This window comes from Novosphingobium sp. NPDC080210, assembly GCF_050281025.1.
In the GTDB taxonomy this organism is placed as follows: Bacteria; Pseudomonadota; Alphaproteobacteria; order Sphingomonadales; family Sphingomonadaceae; genus Novosphingobium.
This window is the reverse complement of sequence record NZ_JBNNWL010000001.1, coordinates 458,979-476,246: the sequence shown is the minus strand read 5'-3', so window position 1 is coordinate 476,246 and position 17,268 is coordinate 458,979. Positions and strand designations below refer to the sequence as shown.

Here is a 17,268-nt window from a genome sequence, read left to right as displayed (position 1 = left end):
GCAGCGTCTTTCTCCGCACTTTTGGGGGTGCGCGTTGTCTAATGGACTATTGCGCCAGTGCCAAGCAATCCCTGTCCGCTGGCGGCTAAGCTGCTGCGAATTCTTCCAGAAAACTGCCGATGCGGCGCAGGACCAGGGGATCGCCAGGTGCGCCATCCAAGGCCTCGTCAGCCAGGTTCATCAACGCCTCGGCATGGAATGAAGCGGCCAGACCTTTCAGGCGCAAGGCCGCCATGTGCCAGTTCGCATCGCAGCGGGCGCGCTTCATCAGGTCCAGTTGGCGGGCCGCACTCTCACCGAAAGCATTGCGCAGTTCCGTGAACAGCGCGGCATCCTGCCCTGCTGCCAGAGCGATGGTCGCGTCCAGTGATCCTGCTTCATAGGCCATCGGCCGACGCTAATCGGGGAAAGGTTAAACTGGGGTTTATCCTTCCGGCTAACATGGTAAACGCAGGACCATGACCCGCAGGACGCGCATTGTTGCGATCGACGCTGGCGAGCCGGAAGGCGCGCCCTCTCCCGAAGCCGTGATCGAAGCCATCGAAGCGCCTGCCGAAGATTATCAGCTACCCGATGCAGATGAGGAAATCGCTCCGGCAGGCCGTTCGTGGGGAGCAATCGCTGCGGTAACCCTGACTTTTTCCGCCGTTGCCGCATGGACCGTGCTGTTCATCCTCGCCAACCTGGCCGAAATGCAGGCGGGCGCCTCCTTGCAGCAATGGACGGGCTGGCTGCGCGATTGGGCGGTTCCGGTTCTGCTGGTGGCGGTAGCCTGGCTGGTCGCCATGCGCAACAGCCGCCGCGAGGCCTTGCGCTTTGGCCGTACGGCCCATTTGCTCAGCGTGGAATCGGCGAGGCTGGAAGAACGCCTGTCGGTCGTGAACCGCGAACTCAGCCTGGCGCGGGAATTCATCGCCTCGCAGGCGCGCGATATCGAATCGCTGGGCCGCGTCGCTACCGAGCGGCTGTCCGAACATGCGGAACGCCTGTCGACCCTGATTTCCGACAATGGCAACCGGCTGGATTCGATCCAGACGGTCAGCGCCGCCGCGCTGGAAAACATGGAATCGTTGCGCGGTCACCTGCCGGTCATCGCCAGTTCGGCAAAGGACGTGACCAACAACATCGGCACCGCCGGCCGCACGGCCAATGCCCAGATCGACGATCTGGTTGCGGGCCTCAACCGCCTCAACGAATTCGGCAAGGCCAGCGAACGCCAGGTCGCCAGCCTGAGCCGCGTGGTTGACGATACGCTTGCCGAATTCACCCGGCGGACGGACGAACTGGGCGAAATGATCGATCGTCGCTTTTCGGCTCTGGAAGAACGCGGGGCGGAATTCCGCACCCAGCTTGAAACGCATGAAATCGAAGCCCTGGCCGCAATCCGCAGTCGGGCCACGGCCTTGTCCGATGAACTGGAAGACGCCCGCAAGATCCTCGACGTGCAGGAATCCGAAAGCCTGACTTCGCTGCGCGCACGCCTGACCGCCATTCGCGACGAAAGCAGCGCGCTGGTCCGCTCCCTGCGCGATGGAGAAAGCACGGCCCTGCAATCGTGGAAGATCGCCATTGTCCAGCTTGAAGAAGACCTGACCGGCGCCATCGCGCGGGTCACCGAAATCGACGAAAAGGCGATGACCTCTGCCCGCAATCGCCTGACCGATCTGGCCAATGAAGCGGCTGTACTGGACAGCCGCATGGCCGAACGGGACCGCCTGTTTGCCGACGAGCTGGAGCGCCGCCAGGCCGCCTTCGAACAGCGCCACGCCCAGTTTATCGCGCAGCTGACCGGCCAGCTGGAATCGCTGGACCTCCAGATTGATGAACGCCGCGCCGCGCAGGATCAGCATGGCCGTCAGCTTGTCGCGCAGAGCGAAACCGTGGCGCAGCAGTTCGAAGTCCTGGCCCGCCGCCTGGACGAAGTCACCGCCTTGGGCGGCGAGGCGGAAGACCGGATTGGCAAGAGCCTCGAGACGCTCGGCCATAACCTCGCCTCAAGCCGCGAAGCGCTCCAGGGAACCGACGCGGCGATTGCGGACCTGACCGATGGCAGCGTGCGCTTGCTGGAGCTGATCCAGGCCAGTGTCCAGCATTCGTCCACCGACCTGCCCCGCGCGATGGGTGTTAGTGAAGCAAAGCTTGCCGAGGTTGAAAGCCGGGTGACCGCCTTGAAGCAGACGCTCGGCGAAGCAGAGTTGAGCGGTGATCGGGTAGCGGGTCATATCGCGCGCGGGAGCAGCGAGCTTCAGACCGCCATCTCCCGGATCGAAAAGCTGTCCTCTCAGCTGGACGCGGACGGAGCGCGCCAGGCCGGAACCTTTGCAGAGCTGACCGCCTCGCTCGAAAAGGTGCGCAGCGAAAGCCTGGCCATCGCCGAGCAGGCCCAAGGCCAGCTCAAGCAGGCGATTGAAGAGCTTGACCGCTCAGCCCGGGATGCCGTGACGAACATCGGAACGATGAGCGCTGGCGCCATCTCCGAAGTTGCCGCCCGGCTGGGCGACGAAAGCACCCTCGCTATCGACAAGGCCATACGTGAACGCGCGCAGGAAGTAGCGGGTCAGCTTGAACAGGCAGCCGCCAGTGCCGCCAGCATCAGCCGCGAGGCCGCCATGCAACTGCGCGACCAACTGGCCAAGGTCAGCGAACTCACCGCGCACCTGGAACAGCGCGTCGCCCATGCCCGCAGCCGCGCGGAAGAGCAGGTGGACAACGATTTCGCCCGCCGGGTTGCGCTGATCACGGAAAGCCTCAATTCCAACGCCATCGACATTGCCTCGGTCATCGACACGGAAGTGACCGATACGGCGTGGTCAGCCTATCTGAAAGGAGACCGCGGGATCTTTACCCGGCGAGCGGTGCGGCTGCTCGACAGCGGCGAGGCCAAGGCGATTGCACACCTGTACGAGGAAGACCGGGCGTTCCGCGATCACGTCAGCCGCTATATCCATGATTTCGAAGCCATGCTGCGCCAGCTGCTCTCCACCCGCGACGGCCATGCCCTGGGTGTGACGCTGCTGTCGTCGGACATGGGCAAGCTCTACGTTGCGCTCGCCCAGGCCATCGAACGGCTGCGCAATTAGAAAATGTAGCGGGTGACGTCGATATCCTCGATAGTCAGCCAGCCCTGCACGTAGTTGACGTAGTACAGGCCGAACAGGACAATGGACACCCAAGTGGCGCGGATCGCCACTTTGCGCGGGCTGAAGTTGACCGGTGCGCTGGTCACCTGGCCCGGCACGGTTTCCGCGCGTTCGTCGTCATGGGTGCGCACGCCGAATGGCAGCACGAAAAAGGCGCTCATCACCCAGAACAGGAAATAGATCGCCAAGGCAGAGGTCAGCTTCATTCGATCAATGCTCCGCGAGGATCACCCGGACTTGCGGCTTCTTGCCCGACCAGCGCAGCGCGGCGCGGCGCGCGGCCAGGCGGGCCGCTTCGGTTATAGCCTCCCGATCGTGGCGTTGGCCACCCTTCAGGCGGGCAAGCGCGGCGCTTACATCTTCGCGCGCTTCGGCCATGAAATCTTCCAGGTCCTCGTCCAACGGCAGGCCGACGCCTTCCACGTGGACGCGGCCCTTACCGCTGAGCACCACGATCACCAGACCGCTCGCCGCAAGGCGCCGCCGCATGACGATCGCCTCACCATCAGCCGGCGAGATGATATCGCCATCCAGGATAAGGCGGCCTGAGCGGACTTCATCGATCTTGCCCGGCTTACCCGGAGCCAGTCGGACCATGTCCCCGTTCTCTTGCACCACGGTCCTGGCAATCCCGCAGGCTTTGCCAAGCTGCGCCTGTTCCTTCATGTGCCGCATCTCGCCGTGGACCGGCACAAGGATTTCAGGCCGCAGCCAGCCATAGAGCGCTTCCAGTTCCGGGCGTCCGGGATGGCCGGACACGTGAATGCCGCTCTGGCGGTCGGTAACGATAGTAATGTCACGCTTGGCCAGACGGTTCTGGATGCGCCCAATCGCGATTTCGTTGCCCGGAATCTGGCGGCTGGAGAAGAGCACGACGTCGCCCGCTTCCAGGCCGATCGGGTGGTTGTCCTCGGCAATCCGGGACAAGGCCGCGCGCGGCTCGCCCTGCCCGCCGGTTGCCACGATCAGCACTTCACCGCGCGGCAGCGACATGGCCGTGTCGAAGTCGACCCGTTCCGGCAGGTCCATCAGGTAGCCGCAGCCCTGCGCCGCCTTGATGATCCGGTCGAGCGAGCGCCCCGCCACGCACAGCTTGCGCCGACTGGCCCGCGCCACTTCACCCAAAGTCTGAAGTCGGGCCACGTTCGAGGCGAAGGTCGTGACGACGATCCGCTTGCCGTGGTGCCGCGCCACTTCTTCCAGCAAGGCCTTGCGGACTGCGCCTTCGGAGCCGGATGCCTTCGGATTGAACACGTTGGTGGAATCGCAAACCAGAGCGAGAACGCCTTCGTCGCCAATCTGCGTCAGTTCCTCAGCGGTTGCCGGAACGCCGACCAGCGGGTCGTCGTCCAACTTCCAGTCGCCCGTATGGAAAATCCGCCCATACGGCGTTTCGATCACCAGTGCATTGCCCTCGGCAATCGAGTGTGCCAGCGGCAGATAACGGATGCCGAACGGTCCCAGGTCGAACCGGTCGAGGTGGTCGATCACGTTCAGCTCGATTTCGTGGCGGTTACCCGCTTCCTCCAGCTTTTCATTGACCAGCTTGGCCGTGAACGGCGTGGCATAAAGCGGAACGCCCAATTCCTTGGCGAAATAGGGAATGGCACCGATGTGGTCCTCGTGCGCATGGGTCAGAACCACACCGAGCAGATCGTCGCGGCGCTCTTCGATGAACTCCAGATCGGCAAAGACCAGTTCGGTGCCCGGATATTCAGCCGCTCCGAAGCTCATCCCCAGATCGACCATCAACCACTTGCCGTTGCAGCCGTAGAGGTTGACGTTCATGCCGATCTCGCCCGATCCGCCGAGCGCGCAAAACAGCAGTTCCTTGCCGGGCTTCATGACGTCACCGGTCCCGGTTGGCATAAAGCAGCGCGATGCCGCGCAGGGTCAGGTCGGGTTCAACCCGGTCGAACAGGTCGCCATGGCGCTGGAACAGCGGAGCCAGGCCCCCGGTCGCAATGACCTTCACGGGGCGGCCAATTTCGGCCTTCATGCGGGCAATCATTCCTTCGATCATGCTGACGTAACCCCAGTAAACGCCGATCTGCATCTGGCCGACCGTATCACGGCCAATAACGCTCGAGCTGGGGGGCGGTTCGATCGCGATGCGCGGCAGCATCGCCGCCGCATTGTAGAGCGCGTCCAGCGACAGGCTGACCCCGGTGGCGATGGAGCCGCCAAGGTAGGCGCCATCCGCACCGATGTGGTCAAAGGTCGTCGCCGTGCCGAACGAAATGACGATCTTGTCTCCCGGCTCTAGCGCCTGGGCGGCAATGGCGTTGACCGCCCGGTCTGCACCCAGGGCGCGCGGCTCATCAACTTTCAGGGCAATCCCCCATTCGACCGGCGCGCGGCCGCCGACCAGGGCCTCGACCCCGAAGTACTTCGCCGCCAGTTCCTGCAGATTGTGCAAGGCGCGCGGGACGACCGAGGCAATCACCACGGCATGCACGTCAGACCGCTGGAAACCTTCCATGCGGAGCAGCTGATCCAGCCAGACCGCGTATTCGTCTGCCGTGCGCTTGATGTCCGTTGCAAGCCGCCAGCGCTGGACGATTTCGCCCGCATCGTTGACCAGCGCGAACTTCACATTGGTGTTGCCGTTGTCGATTGCGAGCAGCATTTCCCTGTCCCTAGCTTCCCTCGGCCAGGCGAACCTCGCCGGCGTGGATGAACCGCGTCGTGCCGTCAGCAAGCCGCAGTTGCAAGGCCCCATCTGGCGTCAATCCGGCAAACTGCCCGTATATGGGCACTTCCCCCGGCTCGCCCACCGCCAGCGCAGTGCCTTGGGCATGGGCCGCAGCCTGCCAGCGCCGCACCAGCAATTCGATCCCGAAACTGCGCCAGCGTTCCAGTTCCTGCGCGAACTGGATAGCAAGATTGCGGGCAAAGTGATCCCGGTCCGGCGCTGGACCGAAGGCGGAAAGGGCTATCGTCTCCCGCCCCGCCACTTTGGGAGCATGGGCCAGGTTGACGCCGATCCCCACGATCACGCTGTCCCCTACCCGCTCCAGCAATATCCCTGCCAGCTTGGCCTGGCCGATCATCACGTCATTGGGCCATTTGAGCAGTGCAACCGCTGGGGCGGGAACCAGCGGAGCGACGACTTCGTGCAAGGCCAGGCCGCAAAGCAAGGCGAGGCTGGTTGCAGGTGGATCGCCCGCTACCAGACGAACCACGGTGGACCCCATGAAGTTGCCGTACCCGTCAAACCAGGTTCGGCCCTGGCGTCCGCGCCCTGCCGTCTGGCGCTCGGCAACGAGCCAATCGCCCTCCGCCACAACCTCGCCGCGGTGCAGGCGCGCGGCGAGGTCGGCGTTGGTCGAACCGGTTTCCTGGACGGTCTGGATCAAGCTGCGGCGAACAATACGCCGGCGGCCAGCGCTGCCAGCACGCCAAGGCCCTTGGTCAGCAGCCAGCCCAGCGGCGAGATCAGCAGGGCCGAAATGGCCAGCAGCCATTCGTGCACCATGTCGCTCTGCCCCGTGGCTTTCCCTACCGGCTCGTCAAAGTACATGACCTTGACGATCTTGAGGTAATAGAACGCACCGATCACGCTGCCTGCGGCTGCAATCACGGCCAGCGGCACCAGCCCAGCGGCAACGGCGGCCTGGAAAACCACGAACTTGCCCCAGAACCCGAAGAAGAACGGGATCCCCGCCATCGAGAACATGACCGAGCCCAGACCCAGCGCCAGAAGCGGACGGGTGCTGGAAAGTCCGGCCAGGTCCGAAATCGCCTCAAGCTGACGTCCTTCGGCATCGCGCAGCATCAGGACCGCGACGAAGCCGCCAATGGTCATCGGCACATAGATCGCCAGGTAGACCAGCATGGCCGAAACGCCTTCCGGGCTGGCGGCGGTCAGACCGACGAGCATGAAGCCGACGTTGTTGATCGACGAATAGGCCAGCAGTCGCTTGAGGTTGGTCTGCCAGATCGCACCGAGCGCACCGACGACGATCGAGGCAACCGCGGCGAAACCGATGATCTGCTGCCACGCCGCAGTCTGGTTGCCAAAGGCCTCGACCGCAACGCGGATGGTCAACGCCAGAGCCGCAACCTTGGGAGCCGAAGCGAACAGCGTCGTCACCGGGGTCGGCGCGCCTTCGTAAACGTCGGGCGTCCACATATGGAACGGCACGGCGCTGATCTTGAAGGCCAGACCGGCGATCATGAAGGTCAGGCCGAACAGCGCGCCCTTTGACAGGCCGGTGCTGGTTGCGGCGGCAATGCCGTCAAAGCTGATCGTGCCGGTGAAGCCATAGGTCAGGCTCATGCCGAACAGCAGGATGCCGCTGGCCAGCGCGCCCAGCACGAAGTACTTCAGACCCGCTTCTGCCGAACGCTCGTCCGACTTGAGGAATGCCGCAAGGACATAGGCAGCGAGCGAGTTCAGCTCGAGCCCGACGTAGAGCGTCAGCAGGTTCGTTGCCGAAACCATCATGCCCATGCCGAGTACGGAGAACAGCACCAGCACCGGGAATTCCGGGCGGTAACCGCCGTGCCGTTCAAAGAACGACGGAGCCAGCAGCAGCGACGCCGCAGCAGCGACGTAGATCAGCAACTTTGCAAAAGCGGCGAAGGCGTCTGCCGAAAACAGACCGTCGAATGCCAGGGCGGCATCGCCGGTCACGCCGTTCAGCAGCGTCGGCGCGGTAATAACGCTGGCGGCGATCAGAACCAGCACGGACAGCCAGTTCACGGCGCGGGCGTCGCGCCGGGTTTGCCCCCAGGCCGACCCGACCAGCAGGATCAGGCCGGATACGCTCAACAGAATTTCAGGCGCGGTTAGGCGCAGCGACTGCATCCAGTCCATCAGTGCGCCCCCCCTTCTTGGGCGTGTTCTTCATGCGGCTTTGCCACAGCGGCAGTCAGCCGAGCATCGCTCTCCGGCTTGGCGCGGGCGATCCGCGCGTCCAGGGTCGCGATGTCCTTGCGCATCGGGGCAAGGAAGCTTTCAGGATAGACCCCCATCCACAGCACGGCTGCGGCAATGGGAGCGAGCATGAACCATTCGCGGGCCGAAAGGTCCTTCATGGCGGCGGCGTCCGCATTCTTCTGATCGCCGAAGACGACCCGGCGATAGAGATAGAGCATATAGGCCGCACCCAGGATGATCCCTGTCGTGGCGATGAACGCCACCCAGCTGGAAATCTGGTAGATCCCGGCCAGGCTGAGGAATTCGCCGACGAAGCCGCTGGTACCCGGCAGGCCGATCGAAGCCATGGTGAACAACAGGAAGAACAGCGCGTACTTCGGCATGTTGATCGCCAGGCCGCCGTAACGGCTGATCTCGCGCGTGTGGAGGCGGTCGTAAATCACGCCGACGCAGAGGAACAGCGCACCCGAAACGAGGCCGTGGCTGAGCATGACCACCATCGAACCTTCAAGACCCTGGGTGTTGAAGGCAAACAGGCCGATGGTCACGATCGCCATGTGCGCGACGGAGGAATAGGCAATCAGCTTTTTCATGTCGTGCTGCACCAGCGCGATCAGCGAGGTCACGACCACCGCAATCATCGACAGCCAGTACACCAGCCAGGCGAAGTGCGCCGAGGCTTCGGGGAACATGGGGAGCGAGAAGCGGATGAAGCCGTAGCCACCCATCTTCAGCAGAACCCCGGCCAGGATCACCGAACCGGCGGTGGGCGCCTGGACGTGCGCATCGGGCAGCCAGGTGTGGACCGGCCACATCGGCATCTTCACCGCGAAGCTGGCGAAGAAGGCGAGCCACAGCCACTTCTGCGCATCGAACGGGAAGTCGTATTCCATCAGGGTCGGAATGTCCGTGGTCCCTGCGGTCTGCGCCATCCAGATCATCGCGATCAGCATCACGATGGAGCCAAGCAGCGTGTAGAGGAAGAACTTGTAGCTGGCGTAGATCCGCTCGGCCCCGCCCCAGATGCCGATGATCAGGTACATCGGGATCAGGCCGGCTTCGAAGAAGATGTAGAACAGGAACAGGTCCTGCGCGGCGAAGACGCCGATCATCAGCACTTCCATCAACAGGAAGGCTGCCATGTATTCGCCAACCCGCTTTTCGATGGACTGGCTCGCCAGGATGCAGATCGGCATCAGGAATACCGAGAGCATGATCAGCGTCAGGGCAATGCCGTCAATGCCCAGCTTCCAGGCGAAACCGGCGAAGATCGCGTGGCTTTCCTGGAACTGCCACTGCGCACCGCCGACGTCGAAGCTGGTCCACAGGACGATACCCAGGGCCAGGTCGATCAGCGTAGCAACCAGGGCCACGGTCCGCGCCGCCTGGGCCGAAACCATCAGGCAGACGATGCCAGCCACCAGCGGCACCAGCAGCATCAGCGAAAGAATGGGAAAATCGGTCATATCAGTGCACCAGGACCCAGCTGATCGCTGCGGTGAGGCCAAGCAGCATCACCAGCGCATAGGAATAGAGGTAACCGGTCTGCAGCTTCGAAGCGAAGCGGCTTCCCTGGAGGACGGCCCAGGCCGAACCATTGGGACCGAACCGGTCGATCAGGCCGATGTCGCCCAGCTTCCAGAACTTGTCGCCAAACCAGAAGGCCGGGCGGACGAAGACCAGGTTGTACAGTTCGTCAAAGAACCACTTGTTGTAGACGAAGGTGTGGACCGGACGGATCGCCGCGACGAGCTTCGCCGGGAAACCGGGGTTCTTGATATAGCCGTACCAGGCAATCAGCAGGCCGGTGATCATGACGACGGCCGGAGCCCACTTCACCCAGGTCGGCACGCCGTGCATGTGGTGGATCAGCTCTTCGCTGAACGCCACGCTGCCCTGCCAGAAATGGCCGGTGCCTTCGCTGATGAACGAGTGGTGGAACACGAACCCGGCCAGGACCGCGCCAAGCGACAGCACGCCCAGCGGGATCAGCATGTTGATCGGGCTCTCGTGCGGATGATAGCCCGCAGTGCCATCATCGTGGTGCGCATGGCCATGGGCATGGTCGTGCCCGTGATGATCGTCATGCACCGCGTGCTGGATATGCTCCGACTGTTCCCAGCGCGGCTTGCCGAAGAAGGTCAGGAAGACCAGGCGCCAGGAATAGAAGCTGGTCAGCAGCGCCGCACCCAGGCCCATCCAGAAACCAAACATGCCGATCGAGGTATGCGCACCGAACGCCGCTTCGAGGATCGCGTCCTTCGAATAGAACCCGGCAAAGCCGAACAGACCGACCACGCCCACGCCGGTGATCGCCAGCGTACCGATGGTCATGGCCCAGAAGGTCAGCGGGATATGCTTACGCAGGCCGCCGTAATAGCGCATGTCCTGTTCGTGGTGCATCGCGTGGATTACGGACCCGGCACCCAGGAACAGCAACGCCTTGAAGAAGGCGTGCGTGAACAGGTGGAACATCGCCGCACCGGGAGCGCCGACGCCGGCTGCCACGAACATGTAGCCGAGCTGCGAGCAGGTCGAATAGGCGATGACGCGCTTGATGTCCCACTGCGTCGTACCGATGGTAGCGGCAAAGAACAGCGTCGCCGCGCCAACTGCCGTGACAACGCCCATGGCAACCGCGCTGGTTTCGAACATTGGCGATAGACGGCAGACCATGAAGACGCCGGCAGTTACCATGGTCGCCGCGTGGATCAGCGCCGAAACCGGGGTCGGGCCTTCCATCGCGTCGGGAAGCCAGGTGTGCAGGCCCAGCTGCGCCGACTTGCCCATCGCGCCGATGAACAGCAGGATGCACAGGATCGTCATCGTATCCCACTGCATGCCCAGGAAGCCGATGGTCGAACCCGCCATGCCCGGTGCGCGGACCAGGATTTCAGGGATAGACACGGTGTTGAACACCAGGAACGTGCCAAAAATGCCCAGCATGAAGCCAAGGTCGCCGACGCGGTTGACGACGAAAGCCTTCATCGCAGCAGCGTTCGCGCTGGGCTTCTTGAACCAGAAACCGATCAGCAGGTACGAGGCAAGGCCCACCCCTTCCCAGCCAAAGAACATCTGGACCAGGTTGTCCGCCGTCACCAGCATCAGCATGGCGAAGGTGAACAGGCTGAGATAGGCGAAGAACCGCGGCTGATCGGGGTCCTCGGCCATGTAGCCCCAGGAATAGAGGTGAACCAGCGCCGACACCGACGTGATCACGACGAGCATGATCGCCGTCAGCGTATCGACCCGCAGCGCCCAGTCAAAGGTCAGGCTGCCGGACTGCACCCAGTGCAGCACTTGCACAACCTGCGGTTCGGCATGACCGCCGACGAACGACAGGAAGATCGGCCAGCTCAGCGCACAGGCGATGAACAGCGCGCCCGTCGTCACCGACTTGGCCAGCGTATTGCCCAGCGCGCGGTTGCCCAGCCCCGCAATAGCGGCAGCCAGCAGCGGCAGGAAAACAATGAAGAGGATGGGATTCACGACAGCCTTACCCCTTCAGCTGATTGACGTCTTCGACCGCAATGGTGCCGCGGTCGCGGAAGTAGATGACCAGGATGGCCAGGCCAACAGCCGCTTCACCGGCTGCGACAGTCAGCACGAACATCGCAAAGACCTGTCCGGTGAGGTCGCCCAGGAAGCTGGAAAAGGCCACCAAGTTGATGTTCACTGCCAGCAGGATCAGTTCGATCGCCATCAGGATGACGATCACGTTCTTGCGGTTAAGGAAAATCCCCAGCACGCCCAGCACGAACAGGATCGAGCTGACCACGACATAATGTTCGATACCGATCACAGCTGAACCCCCTTGCCCACTTCGGGCTTGACGTTGATCGTCGCATCACCCGGACGGCGCGCGTTCTGCTTGGCGATGATCTGGCCGCGCGTGTCGCTCCGCTTGCGGTGGGTCAGCACGATTGCGCCGACCATGGCGACCAGCAACAGGATGCCCGCCGCTTCGAACAGGAACAGGTACTTGCCATAGAGCAGGTGACCGATGGCCTGGATATTGCTCATGCCAGCAGGGATCGCAGCGCTGCCATCAGGCGTGCCGAGCTGGATGCCGCCCGAGCCCACCGCGCCAAGGCCAATGGCCAGTTCGGCCAGCAGGACCAGCGCCAGGGCAATGCCCAGCGGGAAGTTGCGAACGAAGCCTGCGCGCAGGGCGGCAAAGTCGATGTTCAGCATCATCACCACGAACAGGAACAGCACGGCGACTGCCCCGACGTAGACGATGACCAGCAGCATCGCGATGAACTCTGCCCCGGCCAGAACCATCAGCCCGGCGGCGTTGAAGAAGGCGAGGATCAGCCACAGCACCGAATGAACCGGGTTGCGGGCCGTGATCGTCATCGCGCCGGACAGGATCGTCAGCGCTGCGAACAGGTAGAAGGCAAGTGCCGTAATCATTGCGCGCGCCCCCTAGCGATACGGCGCATCGGCTTCAAGGTTAGCGGCAATCGCCCGCTCCCACTTGTCCCCGTTGGCCAGCAGTTTCGCCTTGTCGTAAAACAGTTCCTGCCGCGTTTCCGTGGCATATTCGAAGTTCGGCCCCTCGACGATGGCATCGACCGGGCAGGCTTCCTGGCAAAAGCCGCAGAAGATGCACTTGGTCATGTCGATGTCATAACGCGTGGTGCGGCGGCTGCCGTCCTCGCGCGGTTCGGCCTCGATGGTGATCGCCTGGGCCGGGCAGACCGCTTCGCACAGCTTGCAGGCAATGCAGCGCTCTTCCCCGTTGGGATAACGGCGCAGCGCGTGCTCACCGCGGAAACGCGGGCTCAGCGGGTTCTTTTCGAAGGGGTAATTGATCGTCGCCTTGGGCTTGAAGAAATACTTCAAGGTCAGCCAGTGCGCCTTCACGAATTCCCACAGGGTGAAGCTCTTGACGAGCTGCGCCACGGTCATACGCCGTACCTCACATACATCAGCCAGCCACTGACCATCACCACGAACAGCAGCGAGACCGGCAGGAACACTTTCCATCCCAGGCGCATCAGCTGGTCATAGCGATAGCGCGGGACAGTCGCCTTCACCCACGAGAAGATGAAGAAGAACACGAAGATCTTGATGAACAGCCACAGCCAGCCCGGGATCAGATAGAGCGGAGCCCAGTCGACCGGCGGCAGCCATCCGCCCCAGAACAGCGTGGCGTTGAGCGCGCACATCAGCAGGACGTTGGCATATTCGCCGAGCCAGTAGAGCGCGAAGCTCATCGAGGAATATTCGGTCTGGTAACCGGCGACCAGTTCGCTTTCCGCTTCGGTCAGGTCGAACGGCGCACGCTGGGTTTCAGCCATGGCCGAGATCAGGAACATCACCGCCATCGGGAACAGCAGCGGGTTGAAGCCATAGCCGTTGAAGAAGCCGAGAACGTGTGCCTTCTGGCCCATCACGATCCCGTTCATCTGGAAAGTGCCAGCGTACATGACGACGCAGATCAGGATGAAGCCGATCGAGACTTCGTAACTGATCATCTGCGCCGAAGCGCGCATGGCCGAGAAGAACGGGTACTTCGAGTTGGACGACCAGCCCGCGATCACCGTGCCGTAAACCCCCAGCGACGAAATCGCGAGGACATAGAGCAGGCCGACGTTGATGTCGGCCAGGATCGCGCCGGAATTGAACGGGATCACCGCCCAGGCCAGCAGCGCGACCGTGAAGGTAATGATCGGCGCGAGCAGGAACAGGCCCTTGCTGGCTCCGGCCGGAATGATGGTTTCCTGCAGGAAAACCTTAAGGCCGTCAGCGAAGGATTGCAGCAGGCCAAGCGGACCGACCACGTTGGGGCCACGACGCAGCGCCATGGCGGCCCAGACCTTGCGGTCCACGTAGATGATCATGGCCACGGCCAGCATCAGCGGCAGGGCGATCAGCAGGATCCCGGCAATCGTGGCGATGAACCACGACCATTCATAGGACAGGCCGAACGATTGGAAGAACTGGGTCATTCCGCAGCCTCCGCAAAGCTTTCCCCGTGCAGCAATTCTGCCGAGCAGCGCTGCATCGTCACGCTGGCGCGGGCGATCGGGTTGGTCAGGTAGAAGTCCTTGATCGGATAGGCCTCGATCGTGCCCGAAGCCCCGGCCTTGCCCTTGGGCAGAGCGCCGTAGCCAGCCAGGCCATCGCGGCCAAGCGCCGGAACGGCGGCCACCATGGCAGCGCGCAGTTCGTCGAAGCTGTTGAAGCCGACATTGACACCCAGGGCATCGGCCATGGCGCGCAGGATGGTCCAGTCTTCACGGGCATCACCCGGAGCGAACACGGCCTTGTCCGCAAATTGCACGCGGCCTTCGGTGTTGACGTAGGTGCCAGCCTTTTCGGTGTAGGCCGCTGCCGGCAGGATCACATCGGCGGCATGGGCGGCCTTGTCGCCGTGGTGGCCGATGTAGACGATCATCGAACCAGCGAACTTGGCATAGTCCACTTCGTCAGCGCCGAGCGAGATCACCATCTTCGGCTTGGCCGCGACCAGATCGGCAATGCCGCCCTTTTGCGCATAGCCCAGCATCAGCCCGCCCATGCGGCTGGCCGCCATGTGGAGCGCGTTGAAGCCGTTCCAGCCTTCGCGCACCAGCTTGTACTTGTCCGAAAGCGCCAGGCACGCATCCAGCGCGCCCTTGCCCAGGGCAGCGCCGCCGATAATCAGCGCCGGACGCTCAGCCGCCTTGAAGGCCGCGTCAGCATCCTTGGGCAGCTTGTCGATCACGGACAGGTCGTTGCCCAGGTTGGTGACCGGGTAAGTCGCATCCCATTCCGGGCCGACCACGAAGACCTTGGCGCCGCGCTTCGCTGCCTTGCGCAGGCGCGCATTGACCAGCGGCGCTTCCCAGCGGACGTGGCTGCCGACGATCAGGATCGCATCGGCTTCCTCGATCCCGGCCAGGGTCGAGTTGAAGTTGACGGCTGCCAGGTTCGAGCAGTCGTAATCCAGCCCGGTCTGACGGCCTTCCAGCATCGTGGAGCCGAGTGCACCGGCAAGGGCCTTGGCCGCGAACATCGTCTCGCAATCGACCAGATCACCGGCCACAACCGCAACCGACTTGCCCGGATTGATCTTGCCAATCGCGGCAAAGGCATCGGCCCAGCTGACCGCCTCGAGCTTGCCATCGCGGCGCAGGTACGGCTTGTCGAGACGACGGCGGGTCAGGCCATCGACCTGGAAACGCCCCTTGTCGCTCAGCCATTCCTCGTTCACGTCGTCGTTGATGCGCGGCAGGGCGCGCTTCACTTCGCGGCCACGGCTGTCGATACGGATGTTCGCACCGACTGCGTCGGAGACGTCGATCGACAGGGTCTTCTTCAGCTCCCACGGACGCGCTTCAAACGCATAGGGACGGCTGGTGAGCGCGCCGACCGGGCAGAGATCAATCACGTTGGCCGACAGTTCATGCGTCGATGCACGTTCCAGATAGGTCGTGATCTGCATGTTTTCGCCGCGATAAAGCGCGCCGATTTCATCGACCCCGGCGATTTCCTCGCTGAAGCGGACGCAGCGCGTGCACTGGATGCAGCGCGTCATCACCGTCTTGATCAGCGGGCCCATGTACTTCTCGGTCACGGCGCGCTTGTGCTCGTGATAGCGCGAGCCGCCACGGCCATAGGCCACCGACTGGTCCTGCAGGTCGCATTCGCCGCCCTGGTCGCAGATCGGGCAATCGAGCGGGTGGTTGATCAGGAGGAACTCCATCACCCCTTCCCGCGCCTTCTTGACCATTTCGCTGTCGGTGCGAATTTCCTGGCCTTCCGTGGCCGGAAGCGCGCAGCTGGCCTGCGGCTTGGGCGGTCCGGGCTTCACTTCGACCAGGCACATGCGGCAGTTGCCGGCAATGCTCAGCCGTTCGTGATAGCAGAAGCGGGGAATTTCCTTACCGGCCAGCTCGCAGGCCTGCAGGACAGTCGCGCCCTGCGGAACTTCGAGTTCAACGCCGTCTACGGTTACCTTGGGCATTACTCGGCTGCCTCCCGCACGTTCTCTGCAATGCGCCGCTCGATTTCGGGGCGGAAGTGGCGGATCAAGCCCTGGATCGGCCAGGCGGCCGCGTCGCCCAGGGCGCAAATGGTATGGCCTTCGACCTGCTTGGTGACGTTCCACAGCATGTCGATTTCTTCCACGTCGGCATCGCCAGTGCGCAGGCGCTCCATGACGCGCCACATCCAGCCCGTGCCTTCGCGGCAAGGAGTGCACTGGCCGCAGCTTTCGTGCTTGTAGAAGTAGGACAGGCGCGAAATGGCGCGGACGATATCGGTCGACTTGTCCATGACGATCACGGCGGCGGTGCCAAGGCCCGAGCCGAGTTCGCGCAGGCCGTCAAAGTCCATCGGCGCGTCCTTGATCTGCGCCGCCGGGACGAGCGGAACCGAGGAACCGCCGGGGATCACCGCCAGCAGGTTATCCCACCCGCCGCGAATGCCGCCGCAGTGCTTTTCGATCAGCTCGCTGAACGGGATCGACATCGATTCTTCGACGACGCACGGCTTTTCCACGTGCCCGCTGATCTGGAACAGCTTGGTACCCTTGTTGTTCTCCCGCCCGAAGGAGGAGAACCAGGCCGCGCCGCGCCGCATGATCGTCGGTGATACCGCGATCGATTCGACGTTGTTGACCGTCGTCGGGCAGCCATAGAGGCCGGCACCTGCCGGGAACGGCGGCTTCAGGCGAGGCTGGCCCTTCTTGCCCTCGATGCTTTCGATCATCGCGGTTTCTTCGCCGCAGATGTAGGCGCCCGCGCCGCGGTGGACGAAGACGTCGAAGTCATAGCCGCTCTTGCACGCGTTCTTGCCGATCAGGCCCGCGTCATAGGCTTCCTGCACGGCAGCAAACAGCACTTCGGCTTCGCGGATATATTCACCGCGAATGTAGATGTAGGCCGCGCGCGCGCCCATGGCGAACCCGGCCACCAGCGCGCCTTCGATCAGCTTGTGCGGATCGTGGCGGATGATTTCGCGGTCCTTGCACGAACCCGGTTCGGATTCGTCGGCATTGATGACCAGGAAGCTGGGACGACCGTCCTTGCTTTCCTTGGGCATGAACGACCACTTGAGGCCGGTGGGAAAGCCCGCACCACCGCGACCGCGCAGGCCCGATGCCTTCATCTCTTCGATGATCGCATCACGGCCCTTGGCGAGAATCGCCTTGGTATTGTCCCAATCGCCGCGCGCCTGGGCGGCCTTCAGGTTCCACGGCTGATAACCGTAGAGGTTGGTGAAGATCCGGTCCTTGTCAGCAAGCATGGC

General features: G+C 63.1%; 15 protein-coding genes. 1 reads left to right on the top strand and 14 read right to left on the bottom strand.

Features of this window, described 5'->3' with window-relative positions:
- Nucleotides 1-85: 85 nt before the first annotated feature.
- Entirely contained in the window at nucleotides 86-388 is a 303-nt protein-coding gene (locus ACQKOE_RS02295) for an Hpt domain-containing protein (RefSeq protein WP_427511374.1), read from the bottom strand.
- A gap of 70 nt (nucleotides 389-458) precedes the next feature.
- Between ACQKOE_RS02295 and ACQKOE_RS02290 the strand changes: the two genes are divergently transcribed.
- A complete protein-coding gene (locus tag ACQKOE_RS02290) occupies nucleotides 459-3,080 on the top strand; it encodes an ATPase (protein ID WP_427511373.1) in 2,622 nt (873 codons plus the stop codon).
- Here the strand turns inward: ACQKOE_RS02290 and ACQKOE_RS02285 are convergent.
- The 13 genes from ACQKOE_RS02285 to nuoF are packed head-to-tail and all read right to left on the bottom strand — an operon-like array spanning nucleotide 3,077 to nucleotide 17,265.
- A complete protein-coding gene (locus tag ACQKOE_RS02285) occupies nucleotides 3,077-3,346 on the bottom strand; it encodes a DUF1467 family protein (RefSeq protein WP_427511372.1) in 270 nt (89 codons plus the stop codon). The two genes, ACQKOE_RS02290 and ACQKOE_RS02285, sit on opposite strands and share 4 nt — an antisense overlap.
- A 4-nt stretch (nucleotides 3,347-3,350) precedes the next feature.
- Nucleotides 3,351-4,985 (bottom strand): ribonuclease J, encoded by a 1,635-nt coding sequence (locus tag ACQKOE_RS02280; RefSeq protein ID WP_427511944.1) that lies wholly within the window; start codon nucleotides 4,983-4,985, stop codon nucleotides 3,351-3,353.
- A 4-nt stretch (nucleotides 4,986-4,989) separates the two neighbouring features.
- Nucleotides 4,990-5,769: a type III pantothenate kinase gene (locus ACQKOE_RS02275; RefSeq protein ID WP_427511371.1), complete on the bottom strand. Its 780-nt coding sequence runs from the start codon at nucleotides 5,767-5,769 to the stop codon at nucleotides 4,990-4,992.
- Between the two features lie 10 nt (nucleotides 5,770-5,779).
- Nucleotides 5,780-6,499 (bottom strand): biotin--[acetyl-CoA-carboxylase] ligase, encoded by a 720-nt coding sequence (locus ACQKOE_RS02270; protein ID WP_427511370.1) that lies wholly within the window; start codon nucleotides 6,497-6,499, stop codon nucleotides 5,780-5,782.
- Nucleotides 6,496-7,962: an NADH-quinone oxidoreductase subunit NuoN gene (nuoN, locus tag ACQKOE_RS02265; protein ID WP_427511369.1), complete on the bottom strand. Its 1,467-nt coding sequence runs from the start codon at nucleotides 7,960-7,962 to the stop codon at nucleotides 6,496-6,498. The genes ACQKOE_RS02270 and nuoN overlap by 4 nt, the downstream gene beginning before the upstream one ends.
- On the bottom strand, nucleotides 7,962-9,491 hold the full coding sequence (locus ACQKOE_RS02260; protein WP_374588190.1) for an NADH-quinone oxidoreductase subunit M: 1,530 nt from the start codon (nucleotides 9,489-9,491) through the stop codon (nucleotides 7,962-7,964). Before ACQKOE_RS02260 ends, nuoN begins: the two co-directional genes overlap by 1 nt.
- A 1-nt stretch (nucleotide 9,492) precedes the next feature.
- A complete protein-coding gene (nuoL, locus tag ACQKOE_RS02255) occupies nucleotides 9,493-11,514 on the bottom strand; it encodes an NADH-quinone oxidoreductase subunit L (RefSeq protein ID WP_427511368.1) in 2,022 nt (673 codons plus the stop codon).
- 7 nt (nucleotides 11,515-11,521) lie between these two features.
- Nucleotides 11,522-11,827, bottom strand: a complete 306-nt coding sequence (gene nuoK / locus ACQKOE_RS02250; RefSeq protein WP_374588194.1) for an NADH-quinone oxidoreductase subunit NuoK — start codon at nucleotides 11,825-11,827, stop codon at nucleotides 11,522-11,524.
- The gene (locus tag ACQKOE_RS02245; RefSeq protein ID WP_427511367.1) at nucleotides 11,824-12,441 is read right to left on the bottom strand and encodes an NADH-quinone oxidoreductase subunit J; all 618 of its coding nucleotides are present in this window, start codon (nucleotides 12,439-12,441) and stop codon (nucleotides 11,824-11,826) included. Before ACQKOE_RS02245 ends, nuoK begins: the two co-directional genes overlap by 4 nt.
- Nucleotides 12,442-12,453: 12 nt before the next feature.
- The gene (gene nuoI / locus ACQKOE_RS02240) at nucleotides 12,454-12,939 is read right to left on the bottom strand and encodes an NADH-quinone oxidoreductase subunit NuoI (RefSeq protein WP_374588198.1); all 486 of its coding nucleotides are present in this window, start codon (nucleotides 12,937-12,939) and stop codon (nucleotides 12,454-12,456) included.
- The gene (gene nuoH, locus ACQKOE_RS02235; RefSeq protein ID WP_427511366.1) at nucleotides 12,936-13,982 is read right to left on the bottom strand and encodes an NADH-quinone oxidoreductase subunit NuoH; all 1,047 of its coding nucleotides are present in this window, start codon (nucleotides 13,980-13,982) and stop codon (nucleotides 12,936-12,938) included. Before nuoH ends, nuoI begins: the two co-directional genes overlap by 4 nt.
- Complete coding sequence (nuoG, locus tag ACQKOE_RS02230; protein WP_427511365.1) at nucleotides 13,979-15,982, bottom strand: NADH-quinone oxidoreductase subunit NuoG; 2,004 nt, start codon at nucleotides 15,980-15,982, stop codon at nucleotides 13,979-13,981. Before nuoG ends, nuoH begins: the two co-directional genes overlap by 4 nt.
- Nucleotides 15,982-17,265, bottom strand: a complete 1,284-nt coding sequence (nuoF, locus tag ACQKOE_RS02225) for an NADH-quinone oxidoreductase subunit NuoF (protein ID WP_427511364.1) — start codon at nucleotides 17,263-17,265, stop codon at nucleotides 15,982-15,984. The genes nuoG and nuoF overlap by 1 nt, the downstream gene beginning before the upstream one ends.
- Between the last annotated feature and the right edge of the window lie 3 nt (nucleotides 17,266-17,268).

What these genes read in the sequence shown, in the direction of transcription:
- ACQKOE_RS02295 (WP_427511374.1), bottom strand. Translation starts at nt 388, where the DNA reads ATGGCCTATGAAGCAGGATCACTGGACGCGACCATCGCTCTGGCAGCA.
- ACQKOE_RS02290 (WP_427511373.1), top strand. Translation starts at nt 459, where the DNA reads ATGACCCGCAGGACGCGCATTGTTGCGATCGACGCTGGCGAGCCGGAA.
- ACQKOE_RS02285 (WP_427511372.1), bottom strand. Translation starts at nt 3,346, where the DNA reads ATGAAGCTGACCTCTGCCTTGGCGATCTATTTCCTGTTCTGGGTGATG.
- ACQKOE_RS02280 (WP_427511944.1), bottom strand. Translation starts at nt 4,985, where the DNA reads ATGAAGCCCGGCAAGGAACTGCTGTTTTGCGCGCTCGGCGGATCGGGC.
- ACQKOE_RS02275 (WP_427511371.1), bottom strand. Translation starts at nt 5,769, where the DNA reads ATGCTGCTCGCAATCGACAACGGCAACACCAATGTGAAGTTCGCGCTG.
- nuoN (WP_427511369.1), bottom strand. Translation starts at nt 7,962, where the DNA reads ATGGACTGGATGCAGTCGCTGCGCCTAACCGCGCCTGAAATTCTGTTG.
- ACQKOE_RS02260 (WP_374588190.1), bottom strand. Translation starts at nt 9,491, where the DNA reads ATGACCGATTTTCCCATTCTTTCGCTGATGCTGCTGGTGCCGCTGGTG.
- ACQKOE_RS02245 (WP_427511367.1), bottom strand. Translation starts at nt 12,441, where the DNA reads ATGATTACGGCACTTGCCTTCTACCTGTTCGCAGCGCTGACGATCCTG.
- nuoI (WP_374588198.1), bottom strand. Translation starts at nt 12,939, where the DNA reads ATGACCGTGGCGCAGCTCGTCAAGAGCTTCACCCTGTGGGAATTCGTG.
- nuoH (WP_427511366.1), bottom strand. Translation starts at nt 13,982, where the DNA reads ATGACCCAGTTCTTCCAATCGTTCGGCCTGTCCTATGAATGGTCGTGG.
- nuoG (WP_427511365.1), bottom strand. Translation starts at nt 15,982, where the DNA reads ATGCCCAAGGTAACCGTAGACGGCGTTGAACTCGAAGTTCCGCAGGGC.
- nuoF (WP_427511364.1), bottom strand. Translation starts at nt 17,265, where the DNA reads ATGCTTGCTGACAAGGACCGGATCTTCACCAACCTCTACGGTTATCAG.